This is a genomic window from Streptomyces klenkii, assembly GCF_003626645.1.
GTDB lineage: Bacteria > Actinomycetota > Actinomycetes > Streptomycetales > Streptomycetaceae > Streptomyces > Streptomyces klenkii.
In genome coordinates, this window is sequence record NZ_RBAM01000011.1 from 185,583 (window position 1) to 206,091 (window position 20,509).

Genomic DNA, 20,509 nt, shown 5'->3' on the forward strand with positions numbered 1-20,509 from the left:
CCCGGGGAGGGCGCGCACAAGGCGGAATTCCTTTGGCGCGCGCGTTGCGAAGCGCGCCCCGCGCACACGCTACGCGCGGCCGCCCCACGGTTCACCCCACGGGGCTAGACCGTTGGTGTTACGGGGAGCGACGTTCCCTCGCGGGGCGCCGGAGCCCTCACTGCCGCAGCAACGGCGAGACGCCGAGCTCAACGCCACCTCATGTACCGGGGCACCAGCCCTCTGCCCCCGCCGCAACGGCGAAACGCCCCCACGGCGCAGTCCGGCGGTGCCGGATCTGCCGGCACCGCCGGGGGTGCTCACCGTACGAGCAGGGCTCAAGGGCCGTGACCCGCCCGGTCAGGGCTCAGGGCTCAGGCCTCCGAGGGCGGAGGGAGCTCCTCCGGAGGAGGCGCCGGCGGCTTCTCCACCGCCGATTTCTCCGCGCGCCGCGGCGGATCCGGCGGCACGAGCCCCTGCTGAGCCGACCGCTCCAGGAAGCGCAGGAGCTCCACCGGGAACGGCAGGACCAGCGTGGAGTTCTTCTCCGCCGCCACCGCCACCACCGTCTGGAGCAGCCGCAGCTGCAACGCCGACGGCTGGTCGGCCATCGTCGCCGCCGCCTCGGCCAGCTTCTTCGACGCCAGCAGCTCCGCGTCCGCGTTGATCACCCGCGCCCGCCGCTCGCGCTCCGCCTCGGCCTGCCGGGACATGGACCGCTTCATCGTCTCCGGCAGCGAGACGTCCTTGATCTCCACGCGGTCGATCTGCACGCCCCAGCCGATGGCGGGGCTGTCGAGCATGAGCTCCAGGCCCTGGTTCAGCTTCTCGCGGTTGGAGAGCAGGTCGTCGAGGTCGCTCTTGCCGATGATCGAGCGCAGGGACGTCTGGGCCATCTGCGACACCGCGAAGCGGTAGTCCTCCACGGCGATCACCGCTTCCGCGGGGTTCACGACCTTGAAGTAGACGACCGCGTCGACCCGTACGGTGACGTTGTCGCGGGTGATGCCCTCCTGGGCGGGGACGGGCATCGTGACGATCTGCATGTTCACCTTGCGCAGCCGGTCGACGCCCGGAATGACCAGGGTGAACCCCGGCGGGCGGACTTCGGGCATGAGCCGCCCGAGCCGCAGCACCACGCCGCGCTCGTACTGCTTGACCACGCGGGCCGCCGCCATGACGTAGACCGCCCCGGCGGACGCCACGCCCACGGCTGCCACCACCAGATCCTCGACCATGGGAGGCCCCCTGCCGTACATCTCAGGTGTTATGTCCACGGTATGCCCGTATCGGGCACAGGGTCGAGTCCCCGGCAGGGGGCAGCCCGGGCGCGCCGTGCTCAGCCGATGGTCACGCCGTACGCCTTCAGGGCCGGTCCGACGGGCTGGAAGAACGTCGTCCCGCCGGAGGAGCAGTTCCCGCTGCCGCCGGAGGTGAGGCCGAGCGCGGTGGACCCGGCGAACAGGGCGCCGCCGCTGTCGCCGGGCTCGGCGCACACATTGGTCTTGATCAGACCGCGGACGACCTGGCCGTTGCCGTAGTTGACGGTGGCGTTGAGGCCGGTGACCTTGCCGCCGTGCACGCCGGTCGTGGAGCCGCTGCGCTGGACGGCCTGGCCGACGCTCGCGTTGCCCGCGGCGGTGATCTTCTGGGTGCGGCCGTTGTAGAGGTTGACCTCGCTGGGATGCGCGAGGGAGCCGTTGGTGTACTGCACGATGCCGTAGTCGTTGCCCGGGAAGCTGGTTCCGGTGGTGGGGCCGATGCTGGTGGTGTGCCCGGAGTTGGTGTAGTAGGCCGGCTTGCCCTCGGTGCAGTGGCCCGCGGTGAGGAAGTAGGCGGTGTTGCCCTTGCGCACGTTGAAGCCGAGGGAACAGCGCCAGCTCGGGGCGTAGATCGCGTCGCCGCCGCCGAGGTAGGGGCGGAGGACGCCGGCGGTCCGCTCGATGCGTATCGCGTCGGCGGCGGGGCCGGCCTGCTGCTTGATTCTGGCGAGGGCGGCGTCGGGGACGGTTGCGTCGGCGGTGACGACGAGGGTGCCGCTGTCCTGGTCGACGGCCCAGGCGGTGCCGGCGACGTCCGCGGACTGCACGGCGGTGGCGGCGGAGGCGAGCAGGGCCGCCGATCCGGCGGAGCCGGCTGATCCGGCGGCGGGCTCGGCGTGGGCGGCGGTGCCGAGGAGCGCCGCGGCGGCGGCGAGGGTGGAGGCGAGGGCGACGCGGGTCGCGGTGCGGGTGAGCCGGCGGGGGGTGGTGCGCTTGATCCTCACGTGGTTCCTCCCGAGTGGGGTCGGTAGGTGAGGCGCAGCCAGTACGTACGGGCACGCGGGATTCCGTTTTCGCCGTGCCCCTGACAAGTGCTTCTCGGGAGTATTCGGGCCGCGCAACACCCCCCGCAAGAGCCGCTTTCGGACGGGCCCGTCCCTCGCGGGGGATGCGGGCCCGGCCGCCGCAAGCGGGGCGCGGCCCACCCGGCGGCAGCCGGCCTCGCGCGGGGGCTACCCCCGCAAGACGTCCCGTTCGCCTGCCGGTACGGCGAGCGGGAGGGTGTTGCCCGGGGGTGGGAACGGGCAGATGAAGTGATCGGCGAAAGCGCACGGCGGGAGCAGGGCCCGGTTGAAGTCGAGCGTCACCCGGCCGTCGACACCCGGCGCCGGCGCGCGCAAGAAGCGGAAGCGGTAACTCGACTTCCCGCTCGTCGCGTCGGCGAACACCGCCCACAGCGTCCCGTCCACCTCCAGCGCGGCTTGCAGCGTGTGTTCGGCCCCGGCAACCGTGAACGCCAGCTCGCCGTCCAGGCCCAGCCCCCGCTCCCGCCCGTCCGCGTTCGCCACGCTCACCCGCCGGCTGCTGCCGTACGGACGGAAGACGCCGTCCCGCACCCACTCCTCGTCGTGGTCGAAGACGTCGATCCCGGCGAACTCCCGGCGCCCGGCCGAGCCGGGGTCGAAGACGCGCACCGCCCACAGCCCCTCCCGCCGTATCACCACAAGCTTCCGCCCCCCGTACGAGACCCGGGCCCCGGCCGCGGGTCCCTTGTCGGGGCGGAGCCTGACCACGCCGTCCAGCGGCCGCCCGTCCAGGGTGAGTCCGTCGACGGCCGCGGCGGTCAGCCGTACCGCGTCCTCTTCCTCCGCCCACTGCCCGGGAATGGCGGGAATTCGCCCCTCGGGGGCGTCGGCGAGCCAGTGCGTCCCCGTCAGGGCGAGGGGCCCGTACGGTGCCGAGACCGTCTCCGTGCGCTCTTCGCGCCACGCGTTCCACTGCTGTCGTGCGTCGCGCGCCGTGTCCGTGCTCATGACCGTCAACCTTTCCATACGGGCAGCGGCAACCCGAGGTGCTCGCGGAGCGTCGCGCCCGCGTATTCCGTACGGAACGCGCCACGCTCCTGCAACAGCGGCACGACGCGGTCGGCGAACTCGTCCAGCCCGCCCGGGACGAGGTGCGGGACGAGGACGAAGCCGTCGGCGGCCCCGGCGGTGACGTACTCGTCCAGCTGTGCGGCGACCGACGCGGGGGCCCCGATGAAGGACTGCCGCCCGGTCACCTCGATCACGGTCTGCCGGAGGGACAGCCCCTTGGCCTCGGCCACGGCCCGCCACCGCGCGGCGACGGCAAGGGAGTCGGCGACGGCGGGATCCGGGTCGACGGTGGGCAGCGGCCCGTCGGGGTCGTGGCCGGACAGGTCCCGGCCCCACACCCGCTCCGCGGCGAACAGTGCCTTCTGCGGCGAGACCTGCTGCTTACGGATCTCGGCGGCGTTCTCCTGCGCCTCGGCGTCGGTGTCCCCGAGGACGAACGTCACGCCCTGCATGACCTTCAGCTCTTCGGGCCGCCGCCCGTACGCGGCGAGCCGCCCCTTGACGTCGGCGTAGAGGGCCTGTCCCGCTTCGAGAGACCCGTGCCCGGTGAGGATCACGTCGGCGGCGGAGGCCGCGAACTCCCGTTCCTCGCCGGAGTCCCCGGCCTGGATGACAACCGGACGCCCTTGTGGGCCGCGGGCCACGTCGAACGTGCCGGAGACCGAGAAGTGGCGCCCGTGGTGGGCGAAGGGCCGCGGCACTCCCCCGGGCGTCCACGAGTCCCACAGTTCACGCGCGGTGGCGACGAACTCGCCGGCGCGCGCGTACGGGTCGGCCCGGTCGAGGCCGCCGCCGCGCCGGAAGTTCGCGCCGAGGAAAGCGTCATCGGAGGAGGTGACCACGTTCCAGGCCGCCCGCCCGCCGCTGAGGTGGTCCAGGGAGGCCAGCCGGCGGGCCAGTTCGTACGGCTCGTGGAACGCGGTGCCGACGGCGGCGGCCAGGCCTATCCGTTCGGTGACGGCGGCCAGGGCGCTGAGCACGGTGACCGGCTCGGGGCGGCCGACGGCGTCCAGGTCGTGGATCCGGCCCTTGTGCTCGCGCGGTCGCGGCCCTTCGGAGAGGAGGAAGAAGTCGAAGAGGCCGCGTTCGGCGGTGGCGGCGAGGTGCCGGAAGGACGCGAAGTCGGTCCGGCTGCCGGCCCGGGGATCCGCCCACACCGTCGCGCTGCCGGCACCCGGGAAGCGCACGGCCAGGTGCATCCGCTTGCGCTGCGGCTGCCGCTGCCGCGCCCTGCCGGCGGTCATGCGGTCCTCCCGGCGGTGGCGGCGGTGGCGTAGCGGTTGGCGGGGCGCGGCAGGCACAGGTGCTCGCGGAGCGTGCCGCCGGGATAGAAGGAGCGGAGCAGGCCCCGGTGCTGGAGGACGGGCACGGTCCCGTCGACCAGCAGCGCGAGGTCCCGGTCGGGGTCCCGGGGCCGGAAGTGGAAGCCGTCGACGACGCCGTCCGCCCACCAGGAGCCGGCCAGGTCGGCGAGGGCGACGGCGTCGGCCGCCGCGTACAGCGCGACGGGCAGGGAGGCGAGGAAGACGACGCGGCCGGGGTCGCGGCCCAGCGCGCGCATCCGGGCGTGCAGGTCGTCGCGGGCGGCGCGGACCGCGCCGGGCGCGGGCGTGGGGCCGGTGCGGAGGTAGATGACGTCGGCGTGGCGGGCGGCGGCCTCGCGCGGCGGCAGGCGGGTGGCGTCGACGGCGGTCACCGGCCGGCCCTGCGGGGGCCGGGGCGCGGCGGAGGGTCCGCGGACGGACCAGCCGGGGCCCTCGAAGTCGACGCGGTGCAGCTTGTCGCGGTCGATGAAGCGGCCGGTGGCGGCGTCGCGGATCTCGGCGTCGTCCTCCCAGCTGTCCCAGAGCCGGGCGGCGACGTCGGCGACCGCGGCGGCCTCGCGCCACAGCGCGTCGGCGGGGGCCGGGGCGCGGCGGCCGAAGTGGCGGGCTTCGGCCTCGGTGGCGGACACCTCGGCGGTCCACCCGGCGCGGCCGTTGCTCACCTGGTCGAGGGTGGAGACGGCGTCGGCGACGTGGAACGGCTCGGTGTGGGTGGTGGTGACGGTGGGCACGAGGCCGATCCGCCGGGTGGCGGGGGCGACGCGGGCGAGGACGGCGAGGGCGTCGAGGCGGCTCTCGCCGCGCCGGGGCGGGCCGAGGGTGTCGCCGAGGGTGACGAAGTCCAGCCTGCCCCGTTCGGCGAGGCGCGCGGCGCGGACGTAGGACTCGGCGTCCCGGACGCCGGGGCGGTCGATGCTCACGGCCAGGTGCAGCGGCCGGATGGGTGCGGGCATGGGCTTCCCTGAGGGTGTGGGGGCCATGGTGGCGCTGGGGCCCGGTGCGAGGCAGAGAAAGGAGAGAAGGGAGGGAGAGGAGAGGTGTGGCGGGACGCCGCGGGCACGCGAAAGGCTCCGTGGATACGGGATCGAACACGGGTGGCGCCTTCACGCCGGACACATCGAGCACATCGGATGCGGCGGCCGCTTCAGGGCGCGGCGCATCCGGCCGCGCCCCTCAGCACGGCCGAACTACGAGGCTATTCCGGTGCCTTGGCCAACTGTCAAGCTTGTCCACCGGCAGGTCCACATGATGGACAAGCCGTCTCAGGACAGTTGACGGGGATACGGATGGCTGTTCCACTTGGCCCATGCACTCAGGGCAACGGCTCGTCACCCGGCACCACATCGACTTCGGTCGGGTGTGGTCCGCGTCGTGTACCGGCTTCCGCGCGCCCCTTCCGGGCGGCTCCTGTCAGGGCTGATCCCGGCCCCAGGACCCCGGATCCCGGCTACCCGGCCGGCCATCAGCCCCGCGGCCCCTTACGCGCCTTAACCCCTTAACCCCTTAACCCCTTCACGTCTTCACACCCTCACGCCTTCACATCAGCAGCACACCAGCGCCGCGCACCCCTCCCCTCGCAGCACCCTCACCGCACCCTCGTACGCCACACGGCGCTCACTCAACAGCCGCAGTCGCAACCACAGTCGCAGCAATCACAGTTCTCGCAACAGTTGCAGCAGTCGCAGCAATCGCCACAGTTGCTGCAATCGCAGTCGCCACAGTCACACTTGTGGCACCAGCCTTCCCGCTGCTGTCCGTCCCACGGGTCGAAGTACGGGTCCCGGCAGCAGACCTGGCACGTGCAGAAAAGCGTGGCCCACACGGCACAGCCGGCTATGAGCCCGCGCTGCCGCCCGCGCCGCGGCGGCTCGGGCGGCGCGCCGGGAGGCCTCCCCTGCCCCGGCGGCATCTGGTCCGGCGGCATGACGGGCGGCGGCCCGAACGCGCCCTGCGGCGAACCGTCCTGATGCCCGGCGGCAGCGGCGTGCCCGGCGTGCCCGCAGCCCGCCGTGCCGAACGCCCGGTCGACGGCGCGCTCCAGCTCGTGCGCGAGGAGCACGTGCGCCAGCCGGCTCCGGCTCCTGCTCGCGAAGTCGACCTCGCGCAGCGCCAAGCGGACGCCGTGCACCGCGTCGTCGCACAGCCTGCGCACCTCGGCGAGCCCGGTGCCCGTCGCGGCCACGGGGTTCCACGCGCCGCTCTCCGCGTCCTCCGCCAGGTCCTCGACGGCGTCCAGCAGGTGGGCCAGGCGCCCGAAGAGCCGGCCCGCCTCCTCCAAGGGCGCCTTGTTGCCGGGCCGTCCGGCGAGGACGGCGGTGTAGCCGAAGGCCGCGGCGGTGGCCGTCTCGGTGGGCTCGGTCACCGTCAGCAGCGACGTCCCCGCACCGGCCAGCGCCTCGATGCCGGCCTGCCGTTCGACCGCGTCGACCAGCACCGCGGTGTCGAACCCGAGGTCGGCTCCCGTACGGGCACCCGCCCGGTCCCACTTCGCGGCCACGCGGCGCGCCGCCGCGGCGACCGGGCGACGCGCCAACACGCCGTCACCGTCGGCGACATGGTCGCGCATCTTCGCCGAGGCCAGCACCAGCGAGACCGAGGCGGCCAGCCGCGCGCCCTCGCCCTTGGCCACGGAAGCGGTGCGCATGCCGCGCAGCGGGCACGGGCCCGCCGTGCGCCGCCAGGAGTTGGCGCCCTCGTCCGCCGGTGACTGGGCCTCCACCAGGACCGAGATGACCAGACCGTCGTAGTTGGTGGCCGCGCGTGCGAACTGACCGTGGTCGCCGCGCAGCGCGAGGCACAGTCCGCACAGATGCGCCATCCATTCCGTGCGCATGGCCTCTGACAACCGGTGCCGGCATGGCCTTATGATCCCGAACAAAACCCAGCCCCCGTGTGTGGTGTGAATGGACCCGGGCATCCTAATCACCTGACCACCCGACCCGACCGGGGCCCGCAGCACGCCCCCGAATCGCCCGCCGTAACCGCATATGCCCAGGTCCAGGGCGCAAGAAGGGGCCTACGGGGTTTCTGACGCACCGCCAACCGGTTTGCACCAGATGCGTCACGAAATGCTCGTCCGGCGGCTATCCACTTGGCACACCATCCGCATCATGGACGACCATAGGGATGCGGGCGGAACACACCGCGTGTGAGAGGAGGCGTTCATGGGATCGGTGCGCAAGGCGAGTGCCTGGCTCGGCCTCGTCGACGACAGCGATGACGAGCGCTACTACGACGACGACTACGCCGAGGGACCCGAGCCCGGCGACGCCTGGGTCACCAACCCCAAGGTGCGCGTGGCGGACGAGGCCGCGCAGGAGCAGGGCACGCGCATCGCCACCGTCACCCCGGACGGCTTCCGCGACGCCCGGGGCATCGGCGAGCTCTTCCGCGAGGGCGTGCCCGTGATCGTCAACCTCACGGGCATGGAGCCCAACGACGCCAAGCGCGTCGTGGACTTCGCGGCCGGGCTGACGTTCGGGCTGCGCGGCTCCATCGAGCGCGTGGCCAACCGGGTCTTCCTGCTGACCCCCGCCGACTACAAGGTGGTCAGCGGGGAGCCGGTGGGGCGGGCGAACGGCGGCTTCTACAACCAGAGCTGAGGTGCGCGGCGCGGAGCCGCGCACCTCAGGCCAGGACTTAAGGACTTAAGGGGCCGTAACGGGCTTAATGCTCCTAGGGCCTACCGGAACGCGTCGAGACCGGTGAGCGCCTTGCCCAGCACCAGCTGGTGCATCTCCACGGTCCCCTCGTACGTCAGCACGGACTCCAGGTTCGTGGCGTGCCGCATCACCGGGTACTCCAGCGAGATCCCGTTCGCGCCGAGGACCGTCCGCGCCGTCCGGCAGATCTCGATCGCTTCCCGCACGTTGTTGAGCTTGCCGAAGCTCACCTGCTCCGGCCGCAGCGTCCCCGCGTCCATCCGCCGGCCCAGGTGGTGGGCCAGCAGGATCCCCTTGTGCAGCTCCACCGCCATGTCGGCCAGCTTGGCCTGGGTGAGCTGGAAGGCGCCGATGGGCTTGCCGAACTGCTCGCGCGTACGCGCGTAGTCGAGCGCGGTCTCGAAGCTGGTGCGCGCCGCGCCCATCGAGCCCCAGACGATGCCGTAGCGCGCGTGGCTCAGGCAGCTCAGCGGGCCGCGCAGGCCGGTGACCTCCGGCAGCACGGCGTCCGCGGGCAGCCGCACCTCGTCCAGGACCAGCTCGCTGGTGATGGAGGCGCGCAGCGACCACTTGTGCCGGATCTCCGGCGCGGACAGGCCGGGGAGGTCGGTGGGCACGACGAAGCCCCTGATGCCGCCGTCGGTCTGCGCCCAGACCACGGCGACGCCGGCGACCGAACCATTGGTGATCCACATCTTGCGGCCGGTCAGCACCCAGTCGCCGCCGGCGTCGCGCTTGGCGTACGTGCGCATGCCCGCGGGGTCCGAGCCGTGGTCGGGCTCGGTCAGGCCGAAGCAGCCGATGGTCTCGCCCGCGGCCATCGACGGCAGCCACTGCCGCTTCTGCTCCTCGGAGCCGAAGCGGTGGATCGCGTACATCGCGAGGGAGCCCTGCACGGAGACCAGGGAGCGGATGCCGGAGTCGGCGGCCTCCAGCTCCAGGCAGGCCAGGCCGTACTGCACGGCGCTCGCGCCCGCGCAGCCGTAGCCGTCCAGCTGCATGCCGAGGGCGCCGATCGCGCCGAGCTCGCGCGCGAGCTCGCGGACGACGGGGAGTTCGCCGGCCTCGTACCACTGCGCGATGTGCGGGAGGACGCGGTCGGCGGCCCACTGCCTGACGGTGTCCCGGACGGCGCGGTCCTCGTCGGTGAGGAGGTCGTCGATGCCGAGGGGGTCATGCGGGTCGAACACGGGTGCCTCCGGCGGGGTGCGGGCGAATGAGTGATCGCTTCGCCAGCACGCTACGGCCGGGTAACCCGGCCGTCCAGCCCCTGTGGGTAGCGGTGATTCCGGCACCGCCGGACTGCACCGCGGTGGCTGATCGCCGTTGCGGCGGAGGGAGATGCCCCGGACCCGCCCCTTCCCGAAACCGGGGGCGAGCCCCCGGCTCCCCAGGGGGTTCGGGGGCCCTCCCCCGAGAAACGGTGAAAGGGTGGGGCCGGGGCATCTCCCTCCACCGCCGCGGCGAGCAAGCACCGGCTACGTCGTCGGCGGTGCCGAGCCCGCCTCGAGTTCCAAGCGCTCCGGGGCCGCCGCAGGCACCCCGCAATCCATCGCCCGCGGCAACCGCAGCGCCGCGACCGCCCCCGCCAGCAGCAGACACGCGCTCAGCGCCAGCGTCACGTGCAGCCCGTGCACGAACGCGTCCCGCGCCGCGACGCGCAGCGCGGACCCCGCCGGTCCCCCCAGCCGGGAGGCGACGTCGTAGGCCTCGCCGAGGGAGTGGCTCGCGCAGGCGCCGGCCGCGCTCGGGACGCCGGGGACGGAGGCGACGCCCGGCGCGTAGGCGGCGTTCATGACGCTGCCCAGCAGGGCGATGCCGATGCCCGCACCCAGCTGGTACGAGGTCTCGCCGATCGCCGCGGCGCCGCCCGCGGACTCCACGGGCGCCTCGCTGAGCATCGACTCGTACGCGCCGAAGAGCGTGGTCTCCAGGCCGAAGCCGAGCAGGACGAAGCAGCCGACGAGGACGCCGGGCCGGTCGTGGAGGCCCATCGCGGTCAGCGAGGCGACCGCCGCGGCGGTCAGCACGAAGCCGAGGGCGACCATCGTGCGCGGGCCGAGCCACTGGAGCAGCCGGGAGCCGGCGAGCCCCGCGGCCATCGCGGCGAGCGTGAGCGGCAGCAGCCGCAGCCCGGTCTCCAGCGGGGTGAGCCCGAGGACGAGCTGGAGGTACTGCGCGGCGATCAGCTCCAGCCCGACGAGCGCGAGCATGGCGAGCACGATGCACCCGACGGACGTCCCGAAGGCGGGCCGGGAGAACATCCGCAGGTCGACGAGCGGGTGGGTCCGCCGCCGCTGCCGGCGCACGAAGAGGACGAGCAGGGCCGCCCCGACCGCGCCGGGGACGACCGTGCCGAGCGAGAGCGCGTCGCCCGTGCCGGCCCGCTTCACGCCGAGGACGAGCCCGAACAGCCCGAACGCGGCCATCAGCGCACCGGTCACGTCCCACGGCCCGTCGCGAGGCCCGGTCGACTCGGGCAGCAGCCACCGCCCGACGGGCAGGGCCGCGGCCATCAGCGGGATGTTGATGAGGAAGACCGATCCCCACCAGAAGTGTTCGAGGAGGAAGCCGCCGAGCAGCGGCCCGACCGCGGCGCCCACCGCGGCGACCGCGCTCCACACGCCGACGGCGAGGGCCCGCTCGCGCCGGTCGGGGAAGACCTGGCGGAGGATGGACAGCGTCGCCGGCATGATCATCGCACCGCCGGCGCCGAGCAGCGCGCGGGCCCCGATGAGCACTTCCGGGGTGGGGGCGAAGGCCGCGAGCGCGGAGGCCGTGCCGAAGAGCCCGTAGCCGAGCAGCAGCACCCGGCGGCGGCCGACGCGGTCGCCGAGGGTGCCGAAGAGGATGAGCAGCGAGGCGCACACGAGCGGGTAGACGTCGACGATCCACAGGAGCTGGATCGCGCCGGGCCGCAGGTCCTCGGTGACGGCCGGGACGGCGACGTGCAGGACGGTCGCGTCGACGGCGACGAGGAGCAGGCTGACACAGAGGACGACGAGGACGGTCCAGCGGCTCACCCCGGCGCAGGCGGAGGGCCCGTACGGCGGCTGCTGCCGCTGTCCGCGCCGGTACCGCTGCCGGGGGACGCCGTCAGCCCGCGGCGGGCCGGCCGTGGTCGTCCCGGACATTCACACCTCCGTGTCGTGCGCTCGCGGCCGCCCGCCGGCCCTGGGGACTGTGGGCCGTACGGCGTCGTCGGCGAGTGACTCGACAGAGTACGCGAGTCCCGGGCACGGATCCGTGTGCTCCGTCACCGTCCGGGCCGATCGTGGAGGCGCTCCGCGCATGCTGGACAATTGATCGGTGACTGATCTTGTTTCTCCCGCCGGTACGGGCGCCGGGGCTCCCCTGCCCCGGGCCGTCCTCCGGGCGCGCGGCGCGCTGCGCCGTGCGCTGCCCGCCCTGCTGGTCTACGCGGGGGTGCGGGCGCTGGGGATCGCGGTCCTCGCGGTGTGGGGGTACTGGACGGGCAAGAGCCCGCACCAGCTGCTCTCGGCGCGCTGGGATTCCCTCTGGTACGCGCGCATCGCCGAGGACGGCTACGGCTACACGCTCCACCTGCCGGGCGGCAAGGTCCATTCGGACCTGGCGTTCTTCCCGCTGCTGCCCTGGCTGGAGCGGGGCCTGTCGGCGGTCTTCCCGCTGTCCGCGGGCGACGCGGGCCTGGTGGTCAGCGCGGTGTCGTCGCTGCTGGCCGCGTGGGCGGTCTACCTGATCGGGGAGCGGCTGTACGGGCGCCGGGCGGGCGTGGCCCTGGTGGCGCTGTGGGCGGCGCTGCCGGTCGGGATCGTGCAGTCGATGGCGTATTCGGAGTCGCTGTTCACGGCGCTGGCGGCGTGGAGCCTGTACGCGGTGCTGACGGGCCGCTGGGTGTGGGCGGGCTCGTTCGCGGCGCTGGCCGGGCTGACGCGCCCGGTGGGTGCGGCGGTGGTGCTCGCCGTGTGGCTCGGGGTCCTGGTGGCGCTGCGGCAAGGGAAAGAGCACGGGGAACGCGGGGAAGAGGCGGCGCGGCCGGCGCTGCCCCGGATGCTGCTGGGCGCGGTGCTCGCGCCGCTCGGCTGGCTCGCGTATTTCGCGTGGGTGGGCGTGCGGACGGGCGGCCCGACGGGCTATCTGGACGTGCAGGGCGGCTGGGGCAACGGCTTCGACGGCGGCCTGGCCTTCGGTTCCTTCGTCGCGCAGCGGCTCTTCGGCCCGGCGTTCGCCGCGGGGCTGGGGCTGCTGGTGGGCGTGGGTCTGGTGCTGTGGCTGTACGCGGCGTGCGTGCGGCAGCGCCAGCCGCTGCCGCTGCTCGGTTACGCGGGGGCCGTGCTGCTGCTGGCCCTGACGGCGAAGGGGTACTTCGGCTCGAAGCCGCGCCTGATGATGCCGGCGTTCCCGCTGCTGCTGCCGCTCGCGGTGGCCGCCGCGCGGGCACGGCCGGTACGGGCGGTACTGACGGTGAGCACGGTGGTGCTGGTGTCGGCGGTGTACGGGGCGTTCTGGCTGAACGGCTCCGGCCCTCCGTGATCCCGGGCCTGTGATCCCGGGCCCGTGATCTCCGCTCCCGTGATCCCGGGTCCCGCGGTCTCCGCCCCTCCACGATCGTGCACCGCCCCCGCGGCCCCCTGATCGTTTTCCCGGCGATCTTCCGTACGGTCTCCCGGGCCCATGGAAAACGCCGCGGAACACCCGGGCCAATCCCCGATAAACGACGGCTCGGAATACCAAACAAAACGGCCCCGGCGGACGGCGGGAGAGGCTCCGGAATTTCCGGTGCTACGGTCACCCCGGGGAATCGAATGTGGCGCATGTCATGGCTGAGACGCATTCCACATCACATCGTCATCACGAACAGGCCCGATCGGCCGAAGCTTCCTGTCACTCAATGTAACGTCGATTGAGTGCGTACCAACGACGAGCTCGTCCAAGCGGAGGAGCGCCCGACCGAGCCCGTGCGGCCGCGGATGACCCGGACCCGCCTCGGGATCTTCGTGGCCACCTCCGTGGTGTACCTGGCGATCGTGGTCGGCGTGCTCACCACGTCCTGGCCGGTGCGGTTCGACTGGCAGGTCATGCTCTTCCGGCCGTACAAGCAGTGGCCGGAGATCCACACCTTCCTCGACTACTTCGTGGTCCTGGGCCAGCGCGGCCCGACCGCCGTCGCGGTGGCCGCCTGGCTGGGCTGGCGCACCTACCGGCAGGGGACGCTGCGCCCACTGCTCGTCCTCGGCACGTCCCTGCTGCTGCTCAACGCGACCGTGGGCGCGGCGAAGATCGGCATGGGCCGGCTCGGCCCGCACTACGCCACCTCGATCGGCTCGAACGAGATGTTCGCGGGCGGCGACATATTTCCCTCCGGGCACACCGCCAACGCCGTGGTGACCTGGGGCGTCCTGGCCTATCTGGCCACCACGCCGCGCACCCGCCGGGTGGCCTCGGTGATCGCCGCGCTGCTCGCGCTGGGCGTCGGCATGACGACGGTCTATCTCGGTACGCACTGGATGAGCGACGTGACCCTCGGCTGGACCGCGGGCCTGCTGGTGCTGCTGGCCCTGCCCTGGTTCGAGGCGCCGATGGCCCGTGCCGAGGCGTGGCTGCTGGCCCTGTGGCGCCGGGTGCGCGAGCGCGGCGTGGCCGTGCCCGTCCCGGTGGCTCCGGTGCCCGTGGCCGCCCCGCGCGCCCCCGCGGACGACGAGCAGCCGGCCCGCGAGCCGGTGGGCGTCGGGAGCCGTACGGCGGGCGGCCGCGCCGGCGAGGGCCGGCCGTATCTGCCGGCCCGGCCGCACACGGCGCGCTCGGAGCGGACCCCGGTCACCCCGACCGGCAGCCGCCGCCCGCCGAACCCGGACCGGGTGCCGCGCACCACTCCGCTGGGCCCGGCCTCGGGCCGCGGCCGGACGGTGGGCGGCTGACGGCCCGTAGCCCCGCCGACATCAGTACGACGGCGGCCCCGGAACCTCCGAAGAGGTCCGGGGCCGCCGTCGTACGTCCTGCCTGTTGCCCGGCCGGTCATCCCTTCCAGCAGCGCTTCACGACGCCGTCCTCGGCCTCGAAGTTCAGCCGTCCCGCCCGGTACTCCATGGTGACGATCGTGCCCGGCGCGAGGGCGCGCACGGTGGCCCAGCCACGGGCGCGGGCCCGCTCGGCCGCGGGCGCGGTGCCGAGGCCCACGTAGGCGGTGAGGTCGTCGTCGGGGTCGGCGGGGAGGTGCGGTAGAGGTGCCATGCCCGCCACCGTAGGCCGCCCCCGCCGCCGGACGGAAGCGGAGCGGGAAGGGCGGGAAGGGCGGGAGGGACGGAAGCAGCCGGGGGCGGGCAGCACACGGTCATGCCCCCGCCGTCCCCCCGCGGTCACACTTCTGTCACAGAGAACCCGGCGTGGTTTACCGCGGAATCTTTCACTCCTACGGGGATTACGGCACCGGACCGGGCGTCTTCACAAAGCGCGGGCGGGAAATACATGCCTCCTCTTCCGTACCGCCGCCGAAAATCCCCGCCATGAGGGTTCGAATGGGCGCACAAGGGACCCGGCGGATATTGCGGATCCGTGTTCACGGTCATCGGAATGCTGTGGCCCGTAAGTATCCGGAATAAGGAATTCCGAATGGGAGGCACCCTCGCGCGCCGGGCGCAGGGCGAGCATCATGGCGTGAGCCCGCAAGCCCGTCGAGGTGCACGACCGAGCGATCGAGGGAGCGCAGATGGGGACGGACACCGCGCAGGCGACCACCGGCCCGGTGCGGGAGCGCCGACCGGGCCGGCTCGTCGTCGGCTGGCTCACGACCACCGACCACAAGACCATCGGCAACCTCTACCTGATCACGTCGTTCGCCTTCTTCCTCGGAGGCGGCCTCCTGGCGATGCTGATGCGCGCCGAGCTGGCCCGGCCGGGGTTGCAGTTCATGACCAACGAATCGTTCAACGAGGCCTTCACGGCCCACGGCACGATCATGCTGCTGCTCTTCGCGACTCCGGCCTTCGCCGGCTTCGCCAACGCGATCATGCCGCTCCAGATCGGCTCGCCGGACGTGGCCTTCCCGCGGCTCAACATGTTCGCGTACTGGCTCTACCTCTTCGGCGGCCTGATCGTGGTGTCCAGCCTGCTGATGCCGCAGGGCGGCGCCACCTTCGGCTGGACCGGCTACGCCCCGCTGAACAGCATGGCCCGCTCCCCCGGCATCGGCACCGACATGTGGATCATGGGCCTGGCGCTCTCCGGCTTCGGCACGATCCTCGGCGCGGTGAACTTCCTGACCACCATCATCGGGATGCGCGCCCCCGGGATGACGATGTTCCGGATGCCCGTCTTCACCTGGAACGTGCTCTTCACCTCGGTCCTGATCCTGCTGGCCTTCCCCGTCCTGGCGGCGTCGCTGCTGGTGCTGGAGGCGGACCGGCGGTTCTCGTCCCTGGTCTTCGACCCGGCGAGCGGCGGGGCGCTGCTGTGGCAGCACCTCTTCTGGTTCTTCGGCCACCCCGAGGTCTACATCATCGCGCTGCCGTTCTTCGGCATCATCAGCGAGATCATCCCGGTGTTCTCCCGGAAGCCGATCTTCGGCTATCTGTCGCTCATCGGCGCCACCATGGCCATCACGGCCCTGTCGCTGGTGGTCTGGGCGCACCACATGTTCGCCACCGGGGCGGTGCTGCTGCCCTTCTTCTCCTTCATGTCGTTCCTCATCGCGGTGCCGACCGGCGTGAAGTTCTTCAACTGGGTCGGCACCATGCTGCACGGCTCGCTGTCCTTCGAGGCGCCGATGCTGTGGGCCGTCGGCTTCCTGGTGAGCTTCCTCTTCGGCGGCCTGACGGGCGTGATCCTCGCGTCGCCGCCGCTGGACTTCCACGTGACGGACACGTACTTCGTCGTCGCGCACTTCCACTACGTGGTGTTCGGGACGGTGGTGTTCGCGACGTTCGCGGGCTTCTACTTCTGGTGGCCGAAGCTCACGGGCAAGATGCTGGAGGAGCGGCTGGGGAAGGTCCACTTCTGGACGCTGTTCCTGGGCTTCCACCTCACCTTCCTGGTCCAGCACTGGCTGGGCGCCCAGGGCATGCCCCGCCGCTACGCCGACTACCTCGCGGCCGACGGCTTCACGGCCCTCAACACCGTCTCCACGATCGGCGCGTTCCTGCTGGGCCTGTCCAACCTGCCGTTCTTCTACAACATCTGGAAGACCGCCAAGTACGGCAAGCCCGTGGGCGTCGACGACCCCTGGGGCTACGGGCGCTCGCTGGAGTGGGCGACGTCCTGCCCGCCGCCCCGGCACAACTTCGTCGCCCTCCCCAGGATCCGCTCCGAGTCGCCCGCCTTCGACCTGCACCACCCGGAGGTGGCCCGGGCCGCCGCCCCGCAGCCGGCGGAAGCGCCCGGGACGGCCGCTTCCTGACCGTGGCACGCGGTGCCCCGGGGCCGGGCGGGCGGCCCCGGGGTCAGCCCGCTACGGGCGGGCGCTCCTCGATCCGGACCGAAAGGTCGTTGTCGGTGGTGTAGTACGGGCCGGCCTGGGCAGGCGCGTACTCGGCGTCGACGGGCAGCCCGGGGTAGGCGAAGACCTGCTGCTTGTCGACGACGTCGTCGAGGAGGCGGGCGAGGCGGGCGGGCTCCGAGCCGTCCGCCGGGCACAGCCACAGATCCCAGACGTCCAGGCCGCCCCGCCACTCCGCGGCGAGCCGGGCGTAGTCCAGGGTGAAGGAGAAGTCCTGGCCGTCCTCCTCCGCGGGGGCGTCGTCCGCCCGCTTCTCCCGGGTGACCGGGGCCGTGACGACCAGGCCGGGCGCGCGGCGGAGGCGGGCCTCCACGACGGCGTCCGCGAGCCAGGCGGCCGGGTCCGCGACGCGGTGCAGGCGGCCGTGGGCGGTCAGCCCCGAGGCGTCCGGGTGCAGGTCGCCGGCCTCGGCGTGCGGGGCGCGCAGCCAGCTGCGCAGCGAGAGGTTGCCGTGCTTGGTCGCGTACGGGATGCGGACCGCGAGCGGCGAGGTGCTCGGCCCGGGTCTGCGGTCGACCAGGGATCTGAGGTCGGCCAGGCCCGGCACGAGGCGGCGGGGCTCGGTGTCGGCGAAGGCGGCGTAGACGTCCCAGCGGCCTTCGGGGAGCGCGACGGTGCTGGGCAGCACGGCGCGCAGCCGTCCCTCGCCGTCGGGCGCGAGCGGCAGGCGGACCTCCTCGGCCTCGTCGTCGCCGCGGCGGCGCAGGACCAGCGCGGCGGTCCAGTGGCCCGGCTCGCTGGGGTCGGGGCCGGAGCCGGGGGCGTCGAGGTCGAAGGTGAGCCCGCCCGCGGAATCCGCGATGCAGTCGGCGCGCGGCGGTGCCGGGGCAGACACGATGGTGCTCTCCTCGGGGGTGGTGGGGCCGCCGGATCCGGCGGCGTTCGCGGGCACGGGGGGTGTGCGGTCCTCGGGGGTCATGCGGCACGCACCCGGCGCAGGGCGGAGCGGCTCGCGTCCGACGTCCTGAACGCGCTGCTGAGCAGGGCGCCGCGGGTGCGGTGCAGGGAGCCGCGCAGGGAGCCGCGGGCCACCAGGTCGCCGAAGAGCCGCTCGTAGCGGCCGGCGACCTCGGCCGGGTCGAAGCGGGCGGAGCTCGCGAGCGCCGCCCGGCCCATGCGCTGCCGCAGCTCGTCGTCGTTGATCAGCTTCAGCAGCCCGGCGGCGATCTTGTCGGTCTTGCCGACCGGCACCAGCAGGCCGTCGACTCCGTCGTCGATGATCTCGCCGGGGCCGTGCGGGCAGTCGGTGGAGACCACCGGCAGGCCGCAGCGCATCGCCTCGACGATCGTCATGCCGAACGACTCCAGGCTGGAGGTGACGGCGCCGATGGAGCCCTTGACCCACTCGGGGTCCAGGGGGTTGGCGGGGCCCATGAGGAAGACGTGGTTGTAGAGGCCCCGCTTGTCGATCAGGGCGCGCAGCTTGGCGCGCTCGGCGCCAGCGCCGTAGATCCGCAGCTTCCAGTCGGGGCGCTCGGCCACGACCTTCTCGAAGGCGCGGATCAGCACGTCGTAGCGCTTGGCGGGGGCGAGCCGGCCGGCGGCGACCACCCACTTGCCGGTGCCGTCGGCGGGGGCCACGGCCGGGGCGGGGATGCTGTTGGGCACGGCCTCCACCCGCACGCCGGGCAGCCGCATCAGCTTGCGGTACGTCGCGGCGTCGGCCTCGGTCACGGTGGTGACGGCGTCCAGCCGCGGGTAGTGCGTGCGCAGCGTCAGCTTGAGCGGCTGGGAGTGGGTGCTCAGCGTCAGGTGCTCCTGGCCGACCCGGACCGGGCCGCGGCGGGCCTGCTGGGCGATGTGCACGTTGAGGCCGGGGCGGGTGCCGACGACGACGTCGCTGTCCAGGGTGCGCAGGTGCTCGGCGATCCGGCGGTCGGTCAGGGCGCTGTACTGCTTGTAGCGGCCCTCGGTGGCGGGGAAGACCGCCGCGGGACGCTCGTACTCCGGGTCGTCGCCCTCGTAGCCGGGCGTGCCCTTGCGCAGGTCGACCAGGTGGCGCAGGCGCACCTTGCCGCCGGGCGAGAAGACCGGCTCCTCCCGGTGGCGGAAGACGGAGACGACCTCCACGTCGTGCTGCTCGGCGAGGGTGCTCGCGAGGTTGAACGTGGTCCGGATCGTCCCGCCGATGCCGTACGCGTTGTGAATCAGGAATGAGATGTGCATTCGTCCCCAGCCGTTTGCCGCGGACATTCCATCCAGCCCGCCTACCCAGAGATTAGACCGTGGTGGGGCGCGTGAGGTTGGCCCCGATCACCAACTCGTTACGCGTGACCCCTGCCACGGATCGCCCGTTGTGCTCTTACGAACCGGGAACCCCCGTGTGATACGCACCGATATCTAGGAGCCACCCGTGCCGCGCATGCTCGACGTCAGTGACGACGTCCGCGCCGAGATCGGCGACGAAGAGGCCGAACGACTGCTGGGCGGCGACACCGCCCCGGGCAGCTACGACTGCACGTCCTGCCGCACCCCGGGCGACACGGACCGGGAGCGGACCAGCACCGTGCTCTTCGTCGGCGAGGAGACGGCCGTGCTCGCCTTCGCGCACGCCGCCTGCATCCCCTCCCAGGTCGTCGCGGTGTCCGAGGAACAGCTGCAGGGCGCCGTGCGCTCCATCCAGGGCGAGGGCGGGCAGGCCGGGGCCCAGCTGCCGGCGCCCGCCACGATGCCCACGATGTCCGCCGCGCCGGACGGGCCCGTGCAGGCCGAGCTGGGCGTCACCAGCGGCCTGGTGCTGATCAAGGGCGACCTGCACCCGGCGCTCGTCGTCGAGCCGCTCGGGCCGATCGCCCGCCCCGGCACGTCCGGGCCGGTCGACGTCTTCCTGCCGCTCCTGATCGAGCAGGGCTTCGCGCCCGTCGCCACCGTGGAGCAGGTGCCGCCGCCCACCCCCGGCTGGTCCGTCCTGCTGGCCATGGGTCAGCTGCACGCGATCCTGATGCCCGGCGGCGTCCCGGGCGCCGCGCCCAGCGCGTGGTGGCAGGCCCACCAGGCGATGCAGGTCGCTCCCGAGTGGCGCTCGGCGGTGAACAAGACCAAGCAGGTGCTCGTCTTCGCGGCGCCGGTCGGCACGATCGGCTCCCAGCCGCGGGAGGACCTGCTGCGCGAGGCCCTCGACCGGGCGGCGGCGGCCGGCCGGCTCGTCGCCGCGTCCATGCCGCTCGCGGGTATGTGACGAGCGCCGTGCACCCCGTGCACCCCGCCGGCGGCGCTCCGGCGGCCCATTACGGGCCGGGCCCGCATCCCCCGGGCCACGGACTCGTTGGCTCGTATGTGCACTCATACGAGCCTGCCCCGCGGATTCCGTACCCGAACCACATCCCCGGTATGCGCCCACCCCGCGACACCACCCCGCAGAGCCATCCCGTGTCGGTCACCCCGATCTACGATGCGCTCTACGCCGAGTACCGCCGCTCGTTCCGGGCGCTCCCCTTCGACCGTTCCGGCGAGGAGGATCTGAGGTTCGTTGGCTTCGGTCCGCACCCGCAGCTCGGCTACGGCCAGTACGGCGGGCAGCAGGGCTATGCGGGCCAGCTGGGCTACCACGTCCCGTCGGGCTACCAGTCCGCGTGGGACACGCACTACGGGCGGCAGCGCGGGCACGTGCCCGCGCTGCCGCCCGCACCACGTGACGGCCGCATGCGCGGCTATTAGACGTGGCGTGGGGGGGTGTCCGGGACCGACCCGGACACCCCCCCACGGCGTACTG

The 20,509-nt window shown here is 73.1% G+C and carries 17 protein-coding genes; 6 read left to right on the forward strand and 11 right to left on the reverse strand.

The features are described from left to right. Positions 1-353 precede the first annotated feature (353 nt). The 6 genes from D7231_RS25560 to D7231_RS25585 all read right to left on the reverse strand — a co-directional run bounded on the left by D7231_RS25560 (position 354) and on the right by D7231_RS25585 (position 7,540). Positions 354-1,217, reverse strand: coding sequence for a slipin family protein (locus D7231_RS25560; RefSeq protein WP_120757877.1), 864 nt, complete (start codon positions 1,215-1,217; stop codon positions 354-356). A 101-nt stretch (positions 1,218-1,318) separates the two neighbouring features. After that, positions 1,319-2,245, reverse strand: coding sequence for a S1 family peptidase (locus tag D7231_RS25565; RefSeq protein ID WP_120757878.1), 927 nt, complete (start codon positions 2,243-2,245; stop codon positions 1,319-1,321). A gap of 228 nt (positions 2,246-2,473) precedes the next feature. Continuing rightward, complete coding sequence (locus D7231_RS25570; protein ID WP_120757879.1) at positions 2,474-3,274, reverse strand: DUF1684 domain-containing protein; 801 nt, start codon at positions 3,272-3,274, stop codon at positions 2,474-2,476. Between the two features lie 5 nt (positions 3,275-3,279). After that, positions 3,280-4,581: an NtaA/DmoA family FMN-dependent monooxygenase gene (locus tag D7231_RS25575; RefSeq protein ID WP_120757880.1), complete on the reverse strand. Its 1,302-nt coding sequence runs from the start codon at positions 4,579-4,581 to the stop codon at positions 3,280-3,282. Beyond that, entirely contained in the window at positions 4,578-5,615 is a 1,038-nt protein-coding gene (locus tag D7231_RS25580) for an LLM class flavin-dependent oxidoreductase (RefSeq protein WP_120757881.1), read from the reverse strand. Before D7231_RS25580 ends, D7231_RS25575 begins: the two co-directional genes overlap by 4 nt. A 665-nt stretch (positions 5,616-6,280) precedes the next feature. Continuing rightward, positions 6,281-7,540, reverse strand: coding sequence for a DUF5685 family protein (locus D7231_RS25585; protein ID WP_199739456.1), 1,260 nt, complete (start codon positions 7,538-7,540; stop codon positions 6,281-6,283). 286 nt (positions 7,541-7,826) lie between these two features. Here D7231_RS25585 and D7231_RS25590 point away from each other — a divergent pair, with 286 nt between their 5' ends. After that, positions 7,827-8,264: a cell division protein SepF gene (locus D7231_RS25590; protein ID WP_030369536.1), complete on the forward strand. Its 438-nt coding sequence runs from the start codon at positions 7,827-7,829 to the stop codon at positions 8,262-8,264. Positions 8,265-8,344: 80 nt separating this feature from the next. Here the strand turns inward: D7231_RS25590 and D7231_RS25595 are convergent, their stop codons facing one another. Together D7231_RS25595 and D7231_RS25600 are read right to left on the reverse strand one after the other, a co-directional pair. Then, positions 8,345-9,514 (reverse strand): acyl-CoA dehydrogenase family protein, encoded by a 1,170-nt coding sequence (locus tag D7231_RS25595; protein WP_120757883.1) that lies wholly within the window; start codon positions 9,512-9,514, stop codon positions 8,345-8,347. A gap of 288 nt (positions 9,515-9,802) precedes the next feature. Then, the gene (locus D7231_RS25600) at positions 9,803-11,458 is read right to left on the reverse strand and encodes an MFS transporter (RefSeq protein ID WP_120757884.1); all 1,656 of its coding nucleotides are present in this window, start codon (positions 11,456-11,458) and stop codon (positions 9,803-9,805) included. 175 nt (positions 11,459-11,633) lie between these two features. Between D7231_RS25600 and D7231_RS25605 the strand changes: the two genes are divergently transcribed. Together D7231_RS25605 and D7231_RS25610 are read left to right on the forward strand one after the other, a co-directional pair. Then, complete coding sequence (locus D7231_RS25605; protein WP_422396761.1) at positions 11,634-12,839, forward strand: glycosyltransferase family 39 protein; 1,206 nt, start codon at positions 11,634-11,636, stop codon at positions 12,837-12,839. Between the two features lie 374 nt (positions 12,840-13,213). Continuing rightward, the gene (locus tag D7231_RS25610; protein ID WP_194961943.1) at positions 13,214-14,224 is read left to right on the forward strand and encodes a phosphatase PAP2 family protein; all 1,011 of its coding nucleotides are present in this window, start codon (positions 13,214-13,216) and stop codon (positions 14,222-14,224) included. 97 nt (positions 14,225-14,321) lie between these two features. Here the strand turns inward: D7231_RS25610 and D7231_RS25615 are convergent, their stop codons facing one another. Then, positions 14,322-14,537, reverse strand: a complete 216-nt coding sequence (locus tag D7231_RS25615) for an I78 family peptidase inhibitor (protein ID WP_120757885.1) — start codon at positions 14,535-14,537, stop codon at positions 14,322-14,324. A gap of 475 nt (positions 14,538-15,012) precedes the next feature. Here D7231_RS25615 and ctaD point away from each other — a divergent pair, with 475 nt between their 5' ends. Beyond that, on the forward strand, positions 15,013-16,698 hold the full coding sequence (ctaD, locus tag D7231_RS25620; protein ID WP_120757886.1) for an aa3-type cytochrome oxidase subunit I: 1,686 nt from the start codon (positions 15,013-15,015) through the stop codon (positions 16,696-16,698). Between the two features lie 43 nt (positions 16,699-16,741). Here ctaD and D7231_RS25625 read toward each other — a convergent pair whose 3' ends face one another. Together D7231_RS25625 and D7231_RS25630 are read right to left on the reverse strand one after the other, a co-directional pair. Beyond that, entirely contained in the window at positions 16,742-17,716 is a 975-nt protein-coding gene (locus D7231_RS25625; protein WP_228775210.1) for a hypothetical protein, read from the reverse strand. Further along, positions 17,713-18,963, reverse strand: coding sequence for a glycosyltransferase family 4 protein (locus tag D7231_RS25630; protein WP_120757887.1), 1,251 nt, complete (start codon positions 18,961-18,963; stop codon positions 17,713-17,715). Before D7231_RS25630 ends, D7231_RS25625 begins: the two co-directional genes overlap by 4 nt. A gap of 187 nt (positions 18,964-19,150) precedes the next feature. Here D7231_RS25630 and D7231_RS25635 point away from each other — a divergent pair, with 187 nt between their 5' ends. Further along, positions 19,151-19,975, forward strand: coding sequence for a hypothetical protein (locus D7231_RS25635; RefSeq protein ID WP_120757888.1), 825 nt, complete (start codon positions 19,151-19,153; stop codon positions 19,973-19,975). 152 nt (positions 19,976-20,127) lie between these two features. Further along, positions 20,128-20,454: a hypothetical protein gene (locus D7231_RS25640; RefSeq protein ID WP_228775209.1), complete on the forward strand. Its 327-nt coding sequence runs from the start codon at positions 20,128-20,130 to the stop codon at positions 20,452-20,454. The last annotated feature ends 55 nt before the right edge of the window (positions 20,455-20,509 follow it).

Excerpts from the sequence above, each read along its gene's own strand:
- D7231_RS25600 (WP_120757884.1), bottom strand. The coding sequence starts at position 11,458 with ATGTCCGGGACGACCACGGCCGGCCCGCCGCGGGCTGACGGCGTCCCC.
- D7231_RS25640 (WP_228775209.1), top strand. The coding sequence starts at position 20,128 with ATGCGCCCACCCCGCGACACCACCCCGCAGAGCCATCCCGTGTCGGTC.
- D7231_RS25570 (WP_120757879.1), bottom strand. The coding sequence starts at position 3,274 with ATGAGCACGGACACGGCGCGCGACGCACGACAGCAGTGGAACGCGTGG.
- D7231_RS25575 (WP_120757880.1), bottom strand. The coding sequence starts at position 4,581 with ATGACCGCCGGCAGGGCGCGGCAGCGGCAGCCGCAGCGCAAGCGGATG.
- ctaD (WP_120757886.1), top strand. The coding sequence starts at position 15,013 with ATGGGGACGGACACCGCGCAGGCGACCACCGGCCCGGTGCGGGAGCGC.
- D7231_RS25625 (WP_228775210.1), bottom strand. The coding sequence starts at position 17,716 with ATGACCCCCGAGGACCGCACACCCCCCGTGCCCGCGAACGCCGCCGGA.
- D7231_RS25580 (WP_120757881.1), bottom strand. The coding sequence starts at position 5,615 with ATGCCCGCACCCATCCGGCCGCTGCACCTGGCCGTGAGCATCGACCGC.
- D7231_RS25615 (WP_120757885.1), bottom strand. The coding sequence starts at position 14,537 with ATGGCACCTCTACCGCACCTCCCCGCCGACCCCGACGACGACCTCACC.
- D7231_RS25630 (WP_120757887.1), bottom strand. The coding sequence starts at position 18,963 with ATGCACATCTCATTCCTGATTCACAACGCGTACGGCATCGGCGGGACG.
- D7231_RS25560 (WP_120757877.1), bottom strand. The coding sequence starts at position 1,217 with ATGGTCGAGGATCTGGTGGTGGCAGCCGTGGGCGTGGCGTCCGCCGGG.
- D7231_RS25590 (WP_030369536.1), top strand. The coding sequence starts at position 7,827 with ATGGGATCGGTGCGCAAGGCGAGTGCCTGGCTCGGCCTCGTCGACGAC.